Annotated in this window: 17 protein-coding genes; 8 read left to right on the forward strand and 9 right to left on the reverse strand. The window is 57.5% G+C overall.

From position 1 onward, the window contains the following. The first annotated feature begins 7 nt into the window (after positions 1 to 7). From trpD to AC1DHT_RS02285, 3 genes are all read left to right on the forward strand, one after another. The gene (gene trpD, locus AC1DHT_RS02275; protein WP_054594295.1) at positions 8 to 1,057 is read left to right on the forward strand and encodes an anthranilate phosphoribosyltransferase; all 1,050 of its coding nucleotides are present in this window, start codon (positions 8 to 10) and stop codon (positions 1,055 to 1,057) included. Further along, positions 1,054 to 1,890, forward strand: coding sequence for an indole-3-glycerol phosphate synthase TrpC (gene trpC / locus AC1DHT_RS02280; protein WP_427544811.1), 837 nt, complete (start codon positions 1,054 to 1,056; stop codon positions 1,888 to 1,890). Before trpD ends, trpC begins: the two co-directional genes overlap by 4 nt. Positions 1,891 to 1,957: 67 nt before the next feature. After that, positions 1,958 to 2,659, forward strand: coding sequence for a lipoate--protein ligase family protein (locus tag AC1DHT_RS02285; protein ID WP_427544809.1), 702 nt, complete (start codon positions 1,958 to 1,960; stop codon positions 2,657 to 2,659). On the opposite strand, the gene crp is transcribed toward AC1DHT_RS02285, so the two are convergent. Further along, on the reverse strand, positions 2,656 to 3,300 hold the full coding sequence (gene crp, locus AC1DHT_RS02290) for a cAMP-activated global transcriptional regulator CRP (RefSeq protein ID WP_054594293.1): 645 nt from the start codon (positions 3,298 to 3,300) through the stop codon (positions 2,656 to 2,658). The two genes, AC1DHT_RS02285 and crp, sit on opposite strands and share 4 nt — an antisense overlap. 238 nt (positions 3,301 to 3,538) lie before the next feature. Between crp and AC1DHT_RS02295 the strand changes: the two genes are divergently transcribed. Together AC1DHT_RS02295 and speD are read left to right on the forward strand one after the other, a co-directional pair. Next, complete coding sequence (locus AC1DHT_RS02295; protein ID WP_017138086.1) at positions 3,539 to 3,961, forward strand: OsmC family protein; 423 nt, start codon at positions 3,539 to 3,541, stop codon at positions 3,959 to 3,961. A 238-nt stretch (positions 3,962 to 4,199) separates the two neighbouring features. Continuing rightward, entirely contained in the window at positions 4,200 to 4,994 is a 795-nt protein-coding gene (gene speD, locus AC1DHT_RS02300) for an adenosylmethionine decarboxylase (RefSeq protein ID WP_054594292.1), read from the forward strand. A 76-nt stretch (positions 4,995 to 5,070) separates the two neighbouring features. Here the strand turns inward: speD and coq7 are convergent, their stop codons facing one another. From coq7 to hemJ, 6 genes are all read right to left on the reverse strand, one after another. After that, complete coding sequence (gene coq7, locus AC1DHT_RS02305) at positions 5,071 to 5,718, reverse strand: 2-polyprenyl-3-methyl-6-methoxy-1,4-benzoquinone monooxygenase (protein ID WP_019693897.1); 648 nt, start codon at positions 5,716 to 5,718, stop codon at positions 5,071 to 5,073. A gap of 253 nt (positions 5,719 to 5,971) precedes the next feature. Continuing rightward, positions 5,972 to 6,310: a histidine triad nucleotide-binding protein gene (locus AC1DHT_RS02310; RefSeq protein ID WP_007906873.1), complete on the reverse strand. Its 339-nt coding sequence runs from the start codon at positions 6,308 to 6,310 to the stop codon at positions 5,972 to 5,974. 87 nt (positions 6,311 to 6,397) lie between these two features. After that, positions 6,398 to 7,186: an SDR family NAD(P)-dependent oxidoreductase gene (locus tag AC1DHT_RS02315; RefSeq protein WP_427544807.1), complete on the reverse strand. Its 789-nt coding sequence runs from the start codon at positions 7,184 to 7,186 to the stop codon at positions 6,398 to 6,400. Between the two features lie 62 nt (positions 7,187 to 7,248). Continuing rightward, positions 7,249 to 8,169 (reverse strand): DUF805 domain-containing protein, encoded by a 921-nt coding sequence (locus AC1DHT_RS02320; RefSeq protein WP_427544805.1) that lies wholly within the window; start codon positions 8,167 to 8,169, stop codon positions 7,249 to 7,251. A gap of 81 nt (positions 8,170 to 8,250) precedes the next feature. Further along, positions 8,251 to 9,219, reverse strand: coding sequence for an NAD(P)H-dependent flavin oxidoreductase (locus AC1DHT_RS02325; protein WP_427544803.1), 969 nt, complete (start codon positions 9,217 to 9,219; stop codon positions 8,251 to 8,253). A 34-nt stretch (positions 9,220 to 9,253) separates the two neighbouring features. Next, positions 9,254 to 9,685 carry a protoporphyrinogen oxidase HemJ gene (gene hemJ / locus AC1DHT_RS02330; RefSeq protein ID WP_427544801.1) on the reverse strand — a complete coding sequence of 144 codons (432 nt, stop codon included), beginning with the start codon at positions 9,683 to 9,685 and terminating at the stop codon, positions 9,254 to 9,256. A 135-nt stretch (positions 9,686 to 9,820) separates the two neighbouring features. Here hemJ and argC point away from each other — a divergent pair, with 135 nt between their 5' ends. Continuing rightward, positions 9,821 to 10,855 carry an N-acetyl-gamma-glutamyl-phosphate reductase gene (gene argC / locus AC1DHT_RS02335; protein WP_054594287.1) on the forward strand — a complete coding sequence of 345 codons (1,035 nt, stop codon included), beginning with the start codon at positions 9,821 to 9,823 and terminating at the stop codon, positions 10,853 to 10,855. 168 nt (positions 10,856 to 11,023) lie between these two features. After that, on the forward strand, positions 11,024 to 11,374 hold the full coding sequence (gene erpA, locus AC1DHT_RS02340) for an iron-sulfur cluster insertion protein ErpA (RefSeq protein WP_007906865.1): 351 nt from the start codon (positions 11,024 to 11,026) through the stop codon (positions 11,372 to 11,374). Between the two features lie 67 nt (positions 11,375 to 11,441). On the opposite strand, the gene AC1DHT_RS02345 is transcribed toward erpA, so the two are convergent. Beyond that, complete coding sequence (locus AC1DHT_RS02345; RefSeq protein ID WP_427544799.1) at positions 11,442 to 12,533, reverse strand: anhydro-N-acetylmuramic acid kinase; 1,092 nt, start codon at positions 12,531 to 12,533, stop codon at positions 11,442 to 11,444. A 3-nt stretch (positions 12,534 to 12,536) separates the two neighbouring features. Next, entirely contained in the window at positions 12,537 to 13,961 is a 1,425-nt protein-coding gene (locus AC1DHT_RS02350) for a peptidoglycan DD-metalloendopeptidase family protein (protein ID WP_427544797.1), read from the reverse strand. A 209-nt stretch (positions 13,962 to 14,170) separates the two neighbouring features. Here AC1DHT_RS02350 and tyrS point away from each other — a divergent pair, with 209 nt between their 5' ends. Then, positions 14,171 to 15,370, forward strand: a complete 1,200-nt coding sequence (tyrS, locus tag AC1DHT_RS02355; RefSeq protein WP_427544795.1) for a tyrosine--tRNA ligase — start codon at positions 14,171 to 14,173, stop codon at positions 15,368 to 15,370. Positions 15,371 to 15,708: the final 338 nt, after the last annotated feature.

Consider the following 15,708-nt stretch of genomic DNA (forward strand, 5'->3'; position numbering starts at 1 on the left):
ACTTTCCATGGATATCAAGACTGCCCTGAGCCGTATCGTCGGCCATCTGGACCTGAGCACTGATGAAATGCGCGATGTGATGCGCGAAATCATGACCGGGCAATGCACAGACGCGCAGATTGGCGCGTTCATGATGGCCATGCGGATGAAAAGCGAGAGCATCGACGAGATCGTCGGCGCCGTCTCGGTCATGCGTGAGCTGGCGGACAAGGTCGAGCTGAAAACCCTCGACGGTGTTGTCGATGTAGTCGGCACCGGCGGTGATGGTGCAAACATCTTCAACGTCTCGACGGCTTCTTCTTTTGTGGTGGCGGCGGCGGGCTGCACCGTGGCCAAGCACGGTAACCGAGCGGTATCGGGTAAAAGCGGCAGTGCCGACTTACTGGAGGCGGCCGGGATTTATCTGAACCTGACGCCGGTTCAAGTGGCGCGTTGCATCGACAACGTCGGCATCGGTTTCATGTTCGCCCAATCGCATCATGGTGCGATGAAACACGCTGCTGGCCCGCGCCGCGATCTTGGCCTGCGTACACTGTTCAACATGCTCGGCCCGCTTACGAATCCGGCCGGTGTGAAACATCAGGTGGTGGGCGTGTTCAGTCAGGCGTTGTGTCGCCCGTTAGCCGAAGTCTTGCAGCGCATGGGCAGCAAACATGTACTGGTGGTGCATTCGAAGGATGGCCTGGATGAGTTCAGTCTGGCGGCGCCAACCTTTGTCGCGGAATTGAAGAATGACCAGATCAGCGAGTATTGGGTCGAGCCTGAAGACTTGGGCATGAAGAGCCAGAGCCTGCACGGCCTGGCGGTGGAAAGCCCGGCGGCCTCACTTGAACTGATTCGCGATGCCTTGGGGCGCCGCAAAACCGAGAACGGTCAGAAAGCCGCAGAGATGATTGTGCTCAATGCCGGTGCTGCGTTGTACGCCGCTGATCATGCGGTCAGCCTGAAAGAGGGCGTTGCCCTGGCTCATGACGCGCTGCATACCGGCCTTGCGCGTGAAAAACTTGAAGAATTGGGTGCGTTTACCGCGGTATTCAGAGTGGAGAATGAGGCATGAGTGTACCGACGGTTCTGGAGAAGATCCTTGCCCGCAAAGTCGAGGAAGTGGCTGAGCGCAGCGCTCGCGTAACGCTTGCCGAGCTGGAAGCACTGGCCAGGGTGGCCGATGCTCCGCGTGGTTTTGCCAAGGCGCTGATCGCCCAGGCCAAGCTCAAACACCCGGCGGTGATTGCTGAAATCAAGAAGGCTTCGCCGAGCAAGGGCGTGATTCGCGAGAACTTCGTGCCGGCCGAAATCGCCAGGGACTACGAGAAGGGCGGGGCAACGTGCCTCTCGGTGCTGACCGATGTCGATTTCTTCCAGGGCGCCGACATTTATCTGCAGCAGGCGCGTGCGGCGTGCAAGCTACCGGTGATTCGCAAGGACTTCATGATCGATCCTTATCAGATCGTCGAAGCCCGTGCGCTGGGTGCTGATTGCGTGCTGTTGATCGTATCCGCGCTGGATGACGTGAAAATGGCCGAACTGGCAGCCGTCGCTAAAGGCGTTGGCCTCGACGTGCTGGTCGAAGTCCACGACGGTGATGAGCTGGAGCGGGCCTTGAAGGTTCTCGATACTCCGCTGGTCGGCGTGAACAATCGCAATTTGCACACCTTTGATGTCAGCCTGGAAACCACGCTCGATCTGCTGCCGCGCATCCCGCGCGATCGCCTGGTCATTACTGAAAGTGGCATCCTCAATCGCGCCGATGTCGAGCTGATGGAAATCAGCGAGGTGTATTCGTTCCTGGTCGGTGAAGCATTCATGCGCGCCGAGAACCCGGGCACTGAACTGCAACGCCTGTTTTTTCCAGAGCGTGGCGTGGCGGTCAGCGGTTCTACACTCGACTGAACCTGATTCAATGAAGAAGCCGGCGTTGCCGGCTTTTTTGTATCCACCGCAAAGGATTCGCACTGCCATGACTCACCCCATTGCCTTGACTGTCGAAGACGGTCTGCGTGCCGAGCAGGATTTGTTGGCGACGGTCTGTGCCGGCGGCCAGGATTTTGGTTTGTTGTTCTGGCAGCCGAGCGATCGCGCGCTGGTCATGCCCCGGCGCTTGAGCCGTTTGCCGGGGTTCGAGGCCGCTTGCCAGGCCTCGGCGGCACATGGTTGGCCGGTTCTGTTGCGTGAAACCGGTGGTGAGCCGGTGCCGCAGTCGGCTGCGACGGTCAATATCGCGCTGGTGTATGCACCGCCGCGCAGCGAAGGCGACCACGGTCGGATCGAAACCGCTTATCGGCGTCTGTGCGACCCTATTTGCGCGCTGCTGACGGAGCTCGGCGGCAAGCCTTCATTGGGTGAAGTCGAGGGCGCTTTCTGTGATGGACGTTTTAACGTCAATCTCGATGGCCGCAAAATGGTCGGCACCGCTCAGCGCTGGCGCCAGAGCAAGGGTGGTCAGCGTCCGGTGGGTTTGGTGCATGGTGCGCTGTTGCTGGACGACGAGCGGGAGTCGATGGTTGAGGCGGTGAACCGTTTTAACGAGGCTTGCAGTCTGGAGCAGCGGGTTCGCGCGCAGAGCCATATCGCCCTGCATGAACAATTCGCCGCCCCGGATGCCATCGCGCGGCTGGACACCTTGTATCGGCAAATGCTCGCCGAGGTGATGTCGGCTTAGCGGGTACCGAATACCACCATGGTCTTGCCTTTGACGTTGACCAGATTGCGTTCTTCCAGGTCCTTGAGCACGCGCCCGACCATTTCCCGCGAGCAACCGACGATCCGGCCGATTTCCTGACGGGTAACCTTGATCTGCATGCCGTCCGGGTGCGTCATGGCGTCAGGCTGTTTGCACAGCTCCAGCAAGCAGCGCGCAACCCGCCCGGTGACGTCGAAGAACGCCAGGTCGCCGACCTTGCGTGTGGTATTGCGCAGGCGCTGGGCAATCTGGCCACTGAGCACATAGAGAATGTCCGGGTCTTGCTGGGACAGCTCGCGGAACTTGCAGTAGCTGATCTCGGCCACTTCGCATTCGACTTTGGCGCGAACCCAGGCGCTGCGTTCCTGTTCCTGGCCGGCTTGTTCGAACAGACCCAGCTCGCCGAAGAAGTCCCCGGCATTGAGGTAGGCGATGATCATTTCCCGACCATCGTCGTCCTCGATGAGAATGGTGACCGAGCCCTTGATGATGAAAAACAGCGTATCCGAACGATCGCCAGCGCAAATGATATTGCTCTTGGCCTGATAGCGACGGCGCTGGCAATGCATCAATAACTTGTCGAGGTTCTTGATTTTGGGTGTTGGGGTAATAGCAACCATGGTTGTATCCCGAAAAGACTGCACGGTGTGTTGTGGATTTTTTATGAATCGCTGATGACGGCCGAAAAAAACAGCAGGCTAAGTGCCATGAAATTGGCGCCAGCTTAACAGACACATTCCGTCGTTATTCGATAATTTATCAATGCTGTAAGTGTGTTGCTTGCGCTGATGCCAGTCGCTGTCAACCGAAGGCCCTGTGCTAAGCTGGCGACCCTTTTTTAACAGTGGAGTCTTGGCGATGAAGGCACGCATCCAATGGGCTGGCGAAGCCATGTTCCTCGGTGAGTCCGGTAGCGGTCACGTGGTGGTCATGGACGGTCCGCCTGATGCCGGCGGTCGGAACCTGGGTGTACGTCCGATGGAAATGCTCCTGCTCGGTGTGGGCGGTTGCAGCAATTTCGACGTGGTCAGCATCCTGAAGAAGTCCCGCCAGGCCGTGGAGAGCTGCGAAGCCTTCCTCGAAGCCGAGCGTGCGACTGAAGATCCCAAGGTCTTCACCAAAATTCACATGCACTTCGTGGTCAAGGGCCGGGCGCTGAAAGAAGCCCAGGTCAAACGCGCCATCGAGCTGTCGGCCGAGAAGTATTGCTCAGCGTCGATCATGCTCGGAGCGGCCGGGGTAGCCATCACCCACGACTACGAAATCATCGAACTCGGTTGATTCGACATTCAACTATCATAAATGCAGTGCAGACTCTGGCGATCATTGGCCCAGGTCTGCATAATGCGCCACTTTTTTCAGGGCCGTGATCGGTCAACCGACAGATCACACTCCCGAACAGACAACCAAAATCGCCATCGCGAAGAGGTGTTAACCGTCCTACGCTGGTGCGTCGTTCGCATCTGACGGGCATGCTTGATCACGCGGCCGGGCCGCATACATAGAGAGTTTTTAAACGGTGAAAAGCAAACTCAAGCTCCATGGGTTCAATAACCTGACAAAGACCTTGAGCTTCAACATCTATGACATCTGCTATGCGGAAACTCCGCAAGACCAGCAGGCTTACGTTGAGTACATCAATAAAGAGTACAACGCCAAGCGCCTGACGCAGATCCTCACAGAAGTTGTCGATATCATTGGTGCCAATATCCTGAACATCGCCAGTCAGGACTATGAACCCCAGGGCGCCAGCGTCACGATTCTGATCTCTGAAGAGCCGGTGACCCCGACCGACAGTCAGATTGAAGAGTCGCCGGGCCCGTTGCCCGAAATCATCCTGGCCCACCTCGACAAGAGCCACATCACGGTGCACACCTACCCGGAAATCCATCCGGTGGACGGTATCGCAACGTTCCGTGTGGATATTGATGTGTCGACTTGTGGCGTCATTTCACCGCTTAAGGCGCTCAACTTCCTGATTCACCAGTTCGATTCGGATATCGTGACCGTGGATTACCGCGTGCGCGGCTTCACCCGTGACATCGAAGGCAAGAAGCACTTCATTGATCACGAGATCAACTCGATTCAGAACTACCTCTCCGAAGACACTCGCGACGCGTATCAGATGACCGACGTGAACGTGTACCAGGAAAACCTGTTCCACACCAAAATGCTGCTGAAGAACTTCGAACTGGATAACTACCTGTTCGGCGACGCCACCAGCAACCTGTCCTCTGAGCAGCGTGCTCAGGTGACTGAGCGTGTTAAACACGAAATGCTCGAGATTTTCTACGCACGGAACATGTCGAGCTGATCTTTGAAATAAAGATCGAAGGCAAAAGAAAGGGCGCTGAGATAGCGCCCTTTTTTGTGCCCGAAGATTTTGTGGGTCAGATCCGATAGGTGCTTTTGGTCATGACCTTGGCCATCAGGCTCATACCGAACTTTACCGGCGCCGGGAAGCGGAAGCCGCCAGCGTCCAGCGCGCTTTCGGCGTGCTGTTCTTCATCAATGCGCATCTGCTCAAGAATGGCCCGGGATTTCTCGTCCTCGACGGGCAGTTGCTCAAGGTGCTCGTTCAAGTGTTTGCACACCTGATCTTCAGTCGCCGCAACGAAACCCAGGCTGACTTTGTCGCTGATCAGCCCGGCGACGGCGCCGATACCGAACGACATACCGTAGAACAACGGATTGAGGATGCTGGTGTGGCTGCCCAGTTGGCGGATGCGCTGTTCGCACCAGACCAGATGATCGATCTCTTCTTCGGCTGCGTGTTCCATTGCCTCACGCACTCGCGGCAGCTTGGCAGTCAGGGCCTGGCCCTGGTACAGCGCCTGGGCACAGACTTCACCGGTATGGTTGATGCGCATCAGGCCGGCGACATGCCGGGTGTCTTCGTCGCTCATTTTCGCCTCTGGCTGCACGATGGCCGGCGACGGGCGGCAAGGCTGGCCACTGAAGGGCAGCAACGTGCGCATGGCGGTGTCGGCTTGCAACAGAAGACGGTCAATCGGCGAGTAGTGACGTTGGGTAGTCATGCTGACCTCCGGGAAGAATCTCGGCGGCCAGTTTACCGTAATCGGCCGGGTAAGGTTTGCGCTGGGTCATTGCAGAAGACCACCTGGCATTCGCAGATACTGGCTTTGTGGCGAGGGAGCTTGCTCCCGCTCGGCCGCGAAGCGGTCGTTAAGTCAGTCTGCGAGTTTCATTGGGGAGCAGCAGAAAGACGGGGGGCTGCTGCGCAGCCCAGCGGGAGCAAGCTCCCTCGCCACAACATGCTCAGGAGAAGGATCAGCCCGGCGGCCAGTGCATCTGGCGCTGCCCCAGCACGTGCATATGAATGTGGTAGACGGTCTGGCCGCCCAGTTCATTGCAGTTCATGACCACGCGAAAGCCTTCTTCGCAGCCCAGCTCCAGTGCCAGGCGCTGGGCGGTGAACAGAATGTGCCCGGCCAGCGCCTTGTCGTCCTCGGTGAGGTCGTTGAGCGTACGCACCGGCTTTTTCGGTACTACCAGGAAATGCACGGGTGCCTGAGGGGCGATGTCGTGGAAGGCCAGGACCTGGTCATCCTCGTAAATGATCTTGGCGGGTATTTCTCTGTTGATGATTTTGGTGAACAGAGTATCCACAGCTGTTTCTCCATTGTGTTGGTCCGGGCTGAGTGTACTCACGGAAGATGCCCGAGCCCAGCCTGTTACCTTTACTTTTAGTGATGCTCAGCGCGGACAGTGCGCCTTGTTGACCATGCCTACGATGGTTCGGGTCAGCCAGCGTGAGCCGAAGCGTGGTAAAAGCGCGATCCAGCGATTGCGGCGGCGGGGAATGATGATTGCGCGGTTCTTCTCCAGTGCACGTACCGTGTAGAGGGCCACTTCCTCGGGGCTCATCAGCATTTTGCTGTTGGCCAGTTTGTCAGTGTCCAGTTGCGCGGTGCGGAAAAACGCCGTGCGCGTCGGGCCAGGGCAAAGGACCGAGACCTTGATCGCGCACTTTTTCAGCTCGACCCGCAAGCCTTCGGAAAAGTGCAGTACATACGCCTTGCTGGCGTAATAGGTGCTCATCCAGGGGCCGGGGTAGAAGGCGGCCATTGAGGCGACGTTCAGAATCTGCCCGCCGCCCTGCAAGGCCATGCTGTTGCCAATGGCGTGGCACAGGCGGGTCAGGGCGAGGATATTCACTTCGATCAAGTCTTGTTCGGTCATCCAGTCCTGAGCCAGGAACGGGCCGCTGGTACCGATGCCGGCGCAATTGACCAGCAGGTCGATCTGTCGGTCACCCTCTTCGAGTTCCAGCAGAAAACCGGACAGGCGCAACGGTTCGCCCAGGTCACAGGCGCGGAACAGCACCTCGACGCCAAAGCGCTGGGTCAGTTCGATGGCAATACTTTCCAGCTGATCACGTTGACGGGCCACCAGAATCAGGCTGCGGCCGCGTCGCGCCAGCGCTTCGGCCATGGCCAGGCCGATGCCGCTGGAGGCGCCAGTGATCAGAGCGTAACGGGTCATGCAATTCTCCATCGCAACGGCTCGCGGCCTGTGGACAGAGATGTCACAGGAACCGAGCGCGTTTATTCTTTCTCATAGTCTACAGGGGGCTGGGCTGCTTTCGCCGCATCGTCTGCCTCTGCCGCATCCGCCGGCTCACTGCTTCCATAACTGCTGGTCGAGGTGCTTTCGTATTCTTCGGTCAGGGTGCTGAGGCCACCGGCAAGCGCGCCGACAAAAACCACTGCAATCACCACCAGCCACAGCCCGCAGAGAACTTTGACGGCCGTGCTGTTGGGGGGCTGCGGCGCGCCATAGCGATTCGCCCCGATGTTTCCTGGTAGCACCGCGAGTGCAAATGGAAACAGGCTGCCGATAAAGGGCACCAGGTTCAGAAACCACAACCAGCCGGACCAACCAAGATCGTGCAGGCGTTGCACGCTGATGGTGATGTTTATGTAGAGGTACGCCACGAACGCAACGACACATACAATCGTGCTAAGCACCATTTGATTGCCGCTCAGCAGGCTGAGTCCGAAAACGCCAGCGATAGCGCCCATGATCAGTAGCGCCACCAATGACCACGCGAGATAACGCAGGCGCCCGATTCGGCCCTGTACGCTAAACACCTTGAGTTCCGAAAACTCTGGCAGCGCTTCACCAACGGGCGCGCGAGGAGGGCTATAAGGTGATTCGTTGTCACCGAGCGTGGTTGCCGTGTAAGCGGCGGTCGATGAATCGTGAACGTCGGTCAGATTGAGCTCGATCGACGGTTCGGCTTCGATGCGGGCATCGACGCCGGTTTTCGACAGGGCATTCAGATAAGTTTGAGCGTCTGCGTGGGACAAGTCGCGCTTAAGTGCGACAGGCTTTCCGCTGAACAGGCGTTCGATGGCCGAGACGTCGCTTTTGAACAGCTGGGCGAGATTGAGTTTCGCGGTGGTGATGTCGACGCCCGGAAGCAGGGCTCCGTCGAAGACGATCTTGAAACGGTGTTCGCTCATGCCGGGGCATCCTTGTCGCGAGTCTGGGGTCTGTATTCGGCAGTTTAAGCCAGCCGGAATCGGCTGGCCAAACCTTGTGCGTTAGCGCGGCCAGCGCTTGGGCAGTTGAGCTGCGAATTCCTGTGCCTTGCGGTACTCGGCGTCCAGTCTTGCAATCAGTTGATCGACGCTTGGCAGGTCGTCGATTTCACCCACGCCCTGGCCTGCGGACCAGACGGTTTTCCAGGCTTTGGCTTCATCGCTCAAGGGTTTGAGTTTGGCGCCGAAGTTGACTTCACCCTTGCCTTGCAGTGCGTCTACGTCAAAACCGGCATTTATCAGGCTTTGGCGCATGAAGCTTGCCGGCACCCCGGACACCGCAGGCGTATGGACAATGTCGGCGGCCCTGGAAGTCAGCAGCATCTCTTTATAGGCTTCAGGGGCATGGCTTTCGGTGGTGCCAATAAAGCGAGTGCCGAAGTACGCCAGATCCGCACCGAGCAGTTGTGCAGCGAGAATCTCGTGGCCATGGTTCAGGCAGCCGGCCAGCAGCAGGGTTTTGTCGAAGAACTGACGAATCTCGGCAATCAGCGAGAACGGGCTCCAGGTCCCGGCATGGCCACCGGCGCCTGCCGCTACGGCGATCAAGCCATCGACGCCGGCCTCGGCAGCTTTTTCTGCATGGCGTCGGGTCGTCACGTCGTGGAAAACCAGGCCACCATAACCGTGCACCGCATCGACCAGCTCTTTCACTGCCCCAAGGCTGGTGATCACGATCGGAACCTTGTGTTCAATGCAGATTGCCAGGTCCGCTTCCAGTCGCGGATTGCTGTGGTGAACGATCAGGTTCACCGCATACGGCGCAGGATTTTCCAATAGCGCCAGACCCGCTTCGATTTCCTCCAGCCAGGCTTTGAAGCCGCTGCTTTCACGCTGGTTCAGTGCTGGAAAGCTGCCGACCACACCATTGCGGCAGCAGGCGAGTACCAGCTGTGGATTGGAAATCAGGAACATTGGCGCTGCCACGACAGGCAGGCGCAAACGTTGTTCGAGCAAAGCGGGCAGCGACATTGGAAGTACCCCGATAAGTGGCGACTAATTCAGATTAGAACGGCCGTACGACGACCAGAATTACAATAGCCAGCAATATCAGAACCGGCACTTCATTGAACCAGCGATAAAAGACATGGCTGCGGGTGTTTTCGCCACGGGCAAAACGTTTTACCTGCGCGCCACACATGTGGTGATAGCCGATCAGGATCACCACCAGGGTCAACTTGGCGTGCATCCAGGCACCTTGTCCGAAGTAGGCGCCGGGATTGAGGCTGATCAGCCAGATTCCGAAGGCCAGCGTGGCGATCATCGCCGGGCCCATGATCCCGCGGTACAGTTTGCGCTCCATGATGCTGAAGCGTTCCTTGCTGATGTTGTCTTCACTTTGCGCGTGGTAGACGAACAGGCGCGGCAGGTAAAACAAGCCGGCAAACCAGCAGACCATGCTGACGATATGAAGCGCTTTGAGCCACAGATAAAGCATTTTTGGTTATTCCCAGGTTCACGGTAGCCCGAATAGTAGAGGCTTGAATGGCCGCACGTCACCTTGACGGTTGTCGCAGGGCGGTGCGCGCCCTATTATCGACGGCTTTCCAGTGGGTTCGTTGAGGGCAGGTTTATGGTCAAGGTCGGTATCGTCGGCGGCACGGGTTACACCGGTGTCGAATTGCTGCGTCTGTTGGCGCAACATCCGCAAGCTGAAGTGGTAGTGATCACTTCCCGATCCGAGGCAGGCCTGGCCGTTGCCGACATGTACCCGAACCTGCGAGGCCACTACGACGGCCTGGCGTTCAGCGTTCCGGACATCAAAACACTCGGTGCCTGCGATGTGGTGTTCTTCGCCACTCCGCACGGTGTAGCGCATGCGCTGGCCGGTGAATTACTGGCAGCCGGGACCAAGGTCATCGACCTGTCGGCAGACTTCCGTCTGCAGGACGCGGACGAATGGGCCAAGTGGTATGGTCAGCCACACGGTGCGCCAGAGTTGCTGGAAGAAGCGGTCTACGGTTTGCCGGAAGTCAATCGTGAGCAGATCAGGCAAGCACGCCTGATCGCGGTGCCGGGTTGCTACCCAACCGCTACGCAACTGGGCTTCCTGCCGTTGCTCGAAGCAGGTCTTGCCGATACTTCGCGTCTGATCGCTGACTGCAAGTCGGGTGTCAGCGGTGCAGGTCGTGGTGCAAGCGTCGGTTCGCTGTATTCCGAAACCTCCGAGAGCATGAAAGCCTACGCCGTTAAAGGGCATCGTCACTTGCCGGAGATTCGCCAGGGGCTGCGTCGCGCAGCGGGCAAGGACGTCGGCCTGACTTTTGTGCCGCACCTGACGCCGATGATTCGTGGTATTCACTCCACGCTCTATGCAACCGTGGTCGACCGCTCCATAGACTTGCAGGCGTTGTTTGAGAAGCGCTACGCCAACGAACCGTTCGTCGATGTCATGCCGGCTGGCAGTCATCCGGAAACCCGTAGCGTGCGGGGTGCCAACGTTTGCCGTATTGCAGTTCATCGTCCACAGGACGGCGATCTGGTGGTGGTGCTGTCGGTGATCGACAATTTGGTCAAAGGCGCGTCGGGTCAGGCGGTGCAGAACCTGAACATCCTGTTCGGTCTGGACGAGCGCTTGGGTCTGTCCCATGCAGGCATGCTGCCTTAAGGCTTTATCCTGCTCAGCAAAAAGGCCCGTTTAACGGGCCTTTTTGTATTCCGGGCTAACCATTGTGTTGATTGATATACCGTAACAATAGTTGACCGATTTTCTGGGAGAAGCGGATAATGCGCGTCATCACGCATTATGGCGGTGTAACACCGGGAGATAGTCAGCATGAGCGTCGAATCCTTCACCCCCACGGCTTTGCAATTCACCCACGGTGCCGCGCACAAGGTGAAGAGCCTGGTCGATGAAGAGGGTAATGATCGCTTGAAGCTGCGCGTATTCGTTACGGGCGGCGGTTGTTCAGGGTTTCAGTACGGCTTCACGTTCGATGAAGAAGTAGCCGATGACGACACCATCGTCGAGCGCGAGGGTGTGAGTCTGGTCGTCGATCCGATGAGCTTCCAGTACCTGGCGGGTGCCGAGGTGGATTATCAGGAAGGTCTGGAAGGTTCGCGTTTCGTGATCAAGAACCCGAATGCCACCACAACCTGTGGTTGCGGCTCTTCGTTTTCGATCTGATGGCACCTCACCGCATCACAAAACGCCGCATGGCCTCACGGTTTTGCGGCGTTTTGCTGTCTGGCATTCAGACGGGGTAGATGGCGCCGAGGACGCGTAATCCGCGAGCGCCAGTGACGCTTGGGCGATTGGCCGGGATGCTTTCGAGGCAGCAGTGAGCCAACCAGGCGAAGGCCATGGCTTCGACCCAGTCCGGGTCTACGCCATAGGCTGCAGTGCTGCTGACCTTGGCGTCTGGCAGCAGGCTGGCAAGCCGTGCCATCAGCGTCGCGTTATGGGCGCCGCCACCACAGACCAGAAGTTCTTGCGTATCGGCTTGTGCGGCTTGTAGCGATTCGACGATGGTCAGCGCCGTCAGCTCAAGCAACGTGGCTTGCACGTCTTGCGCAGCAAATGTGGGCAGGCGCGCCAGGTGTTGTGTCAGCCATTGCAGGTTGAACACTTCGCGGCCGGTGCTTTTGGGGCCCTTGGTCAGGAAGAATGGATCGTTCAACAGGGCTTTCAGCAGTACAGGCTCCACGGTGCCGCTTGCTGCCCACTGGCCGTCACGGTCGAAGGTCTCACCGCGCTGCTGGTGAATCCAGGCGTCCAGCAGGACATTGCCCGGGCCGCAGTCAAAGCCCGAGACGGGTTTTCCGGTCTCGATCAGGCTGAGATTGCTGAAGCCGCCAACATTCAAGACTGCACGGTTGCCGCTGCGCTGTTCAAACAAGGCTTCATGGAAAGCTGGAACCAGCGGCGCACCTTGTCCGCCAGCTGCCACATCGCGGCTACGAAAGTCACTGACGACGGTGATTGCGGTCAATTCGGCCAGCAGGGCAGGGTTGCCGATCTGCACGGTAAAACCGCGTGCAGGCTCGTGGCGAATGGTTTGGCCGTGGCTGCCAATCGCTCGGATGTCGTCAGGTTTCAGGTGTTGATCTGAAAGCAAGGTATTGATGCCCTGGGCGGCCAGTTTTACCCAGTTTTGCTGAGCAATGGCGCTGCGGGCTATCTCGTCAGACCCGCTGGCGCACAAGCCAAGCAGCTCGGCGCGCAGGGATTCGGGCATGGGAATGTAGTGCGTGGCGATCAGTTTGATCGCCGGTGCTTGCTCGATCAGCGCAATGTCCAGGCCATCAAGGCTGGTACCGGACATCACACCTATATAGAGCGCCATGGCTTAGCGTTTGCTCGAAGCAAGCAGGGTGGCTTTTTCTTGCGCCATGCGCGCCATCAGCGGCTGGCTTTGTTGCAGGAAGCGTGCGCGCTCGGACTTGGCGATCGGATCGGCCATTGGCAATTTCTGGCCCAGCGGATCGACGTGAACGCCGTTGACCTGGAACTCGTAGTGCAGGTGCGGGCCGGTCGAGAGTCCGGTAGTGCCGATATAGCCAATCACCTGGCCTTGCTTGACGTTGCCGCCAGTCTTGATGCCTTTGGCGAAGCCTTGCATGTGTCCGTACAGCGTGCGGTAGGTGTTGCCGTGCTGAATGATAACGGTATTGCCGTAACCACCGCGGCGACCGGCCAGCAGTACTTTGCCGTCACCGGCAGCCTTGATCGGCGTGCCGCGAGGCGCTGCGTAGTCGACGCCTTTGTGAGCGCGAATTTTGTTCAGAATTGGATGCTTGCGACCCATGGAGAAACGCGAGCTAATACGGGCGAAGTCCACCGGCGTACGAATGAACGCCTTGCGCATGCTGTTGCCTTCGGCCGTGTAATAGCTGCTGTTACCTTGCTTGTTTGTGTAGCGCACGGCGGTGTAAGTCTTGCCGCGGTTGGTGAAACGGGCAGAAAGAATGGGGCCGTTGCCGACCGCTTTACCGTTGACGACTTTCTGTTCGTAGATCACGTCGAACTCGTCACCCTGGCGAATATCCTGGGCGAAGTCGACGTCGTAGCCAAACACGCTGGCCATGTCCATGGTGAGGCTGTGGGACAGGCCGGCACGCGCTGCGGATTGCGAGAGCGAGCTGTTGATCACGCCATGAACATAGGCGGAACGCACGGTTGGCTTGGCGGTGATGCGGTTAAAGGTATAACTCTTGGCGTTTTTGCTCAGGCTGATGCTTTCAACGTCGTTGATCTTGCTGTGCAGATTGGTCAACTGGCCGTCGCGGCCCAGTTCGAACTCGAGTTTCTGGCCGTGTTTAAGCTGGGTGAACTGCTTGGCTTGCTTGTCGCTGGCCAATACGTCGTGCACCAAAGCGGCTGGAAGCCCGACTTTCTCGAACAATGTGGAGAGGGTGTCGCCTTTGGCAACGATCACTTCCCGGTGACCTGGCGTTTTCTTCTCTTCAACCACCGGTGCCGGGACCGGTGCCGCTTTAGCTGTTTCCTTGGTATCGTCGGTGCTGTCTTCGATCTGGGCGAATGGAGATTCGACCGGCTCGTTTGTGGCTTGAACGGCTTCAGCAGCGTCTTGATCTTGTGTCAGTTGTTCTGCAGGACGTTCCAGTTCAAGGCTCAGGGTTGTCTTTTTGGCTTCAACGTCACTGGAAGGGAATACCAGGAGCGCCAGGCTGAGGAGGGCGGCAATGCCACTCGCCGCGAGCAGATGAGTCTTCGGATAAAGCGGCGGCGCTTTAGACGGTTCTGTGGTCATAGGTAATTTGACTTTGGAAAAGATGAATTGGAAAAGATGAATGACATGATGAAGATGAAATAACTGTATAAAATATAACCAAATCATCTCTTAAGCAAGTCGCGAATGCTCTGTTCGCGGATTGGCGTCCGTGCGCCGGGCAAAACTTGTATTTGGTGCGCGATCTTGTATGGTTGGTTCCCTTTGAATCTGAGCCTTGCGGGTCTGTTATGAAGTCGGTTGAAGAGCAGCTAGCGCTGATCAAACGTGGTGCGGAAGAACTGTTGGTCGAGTCCGAGCTGATCGAGAAGCTCAAGCGCGGCCAGCCGCTGCGTATTAAGGCTGGCTTCGATCCGACTGCGCCGGATTTGCACCTGGGGCACACGGTGCTTATTAATAAGTTGCGCCAGTTCCAGGATCTGGGTCACCAGGTGATCTTCCTTATAGGTGACTTCACCGGGATGATCGGTGATCCGAGTGGCAAAAGTGCTACCCGTCCTCCACTGACGCGTGAGCAGGTTCTCGAAAATGCCGAGACCTATAAGACTCAAGTGTTCAAGATTCTTGATCCGGCGAAAACCGAGGTGGCTTTCAACTCCACCTGGATGGATCAGATGGGGCCTGCGGATTTCATTCGTCTGACCTCGCAATACACTGTGGCACGCATGCTTGAGCGCGATGACTTCGACAAGCGCTATTCGACCAATCAGCCAATTGCTATCCACGAGTTCCTGTATCCGCTGGTTCAAGGGTACGACTCGGTTGCGTTGCGCGCGGATGTCGAGTTGGGTGGCACCGATCAGAAGTTCAACCTGCTGATGGGGCGTGAGCTACAGCGCAGTTATGGTCAGGAGGCTCAATGCATTCTGACTATGCCGTTGCTCGAAGGGTTGGATGGTGTGAAGAAGATGTCCAAGTCGTTGGGCAACTACGTCGGTATCCAGGAAGCTCCGGGTGTCATGTATGGCAAGCTGGTTTCGATTCCGGATGTGCTGATGTGGCGCTACTTCGAATTGCTCAGCTTCCGCTCCATGGATGAGATCGATGCGTTGCGTGCAGATGTTGAAGCTGGCGCCAATCCGCGGGATATCAAGATCAAGCTGGCCGAAGAGATTGTTGCACGCTTCCATGGTGAAGAGGCGGCGGCGAACGCTCACCGTGGCGCGGGTAACCGTATGAAGGAGGGTGAGTTGCCGGATGACTTGCCAGAGATCGAGCTGACTGCGACTGAGGATATGCCGATTGCGGCTGTGCTTAATAAAGCAGGGTTGGTGAAGAACTCGGCAGTCGCGCGTGATCTGCTCGGTTCCGGCGGTGTGCGTATAGATGGCGAAGTGGTTGATCGCACCTTTATATATGCACTGGGCGCGACCCATGTTTGCCAGGCCGGAAAGAAGGCATTTGCGCGTATTACGCTTAAATCCGAGTAAGGCTGAAATTAGGGGTTGACGGCGAATTATATCTGTCTATAATTCGCCCCACTTCCGGCGCAGTCGAAACGGAAAACTCCTTGGTAAACAAAGAGTTACGAGGTTTTCGACAGCGGTTACGCTTCAGTTCATCGAAGTCCGAAGGAGTTGAAAGAGCGGTGTTGTTTGGCTCTTTTAACGGTTCGATCCTCTCGGTCGAAAGCGGAGAAAAAGAGGTGTTGACAGCAGCGAGTAACGCTGTAGAATTCGCCTCCCGCTAACGAGAGATCGGAAGCGCAAGTGGTTGAAGTTGCAAAGGAAACTTTGAAAACTTCTGAAAATAACCGCTTGACAGCAAC

It is taken from the genome of Pseudomonas sp. 05N432 (genome assembly GCF_056396945.1).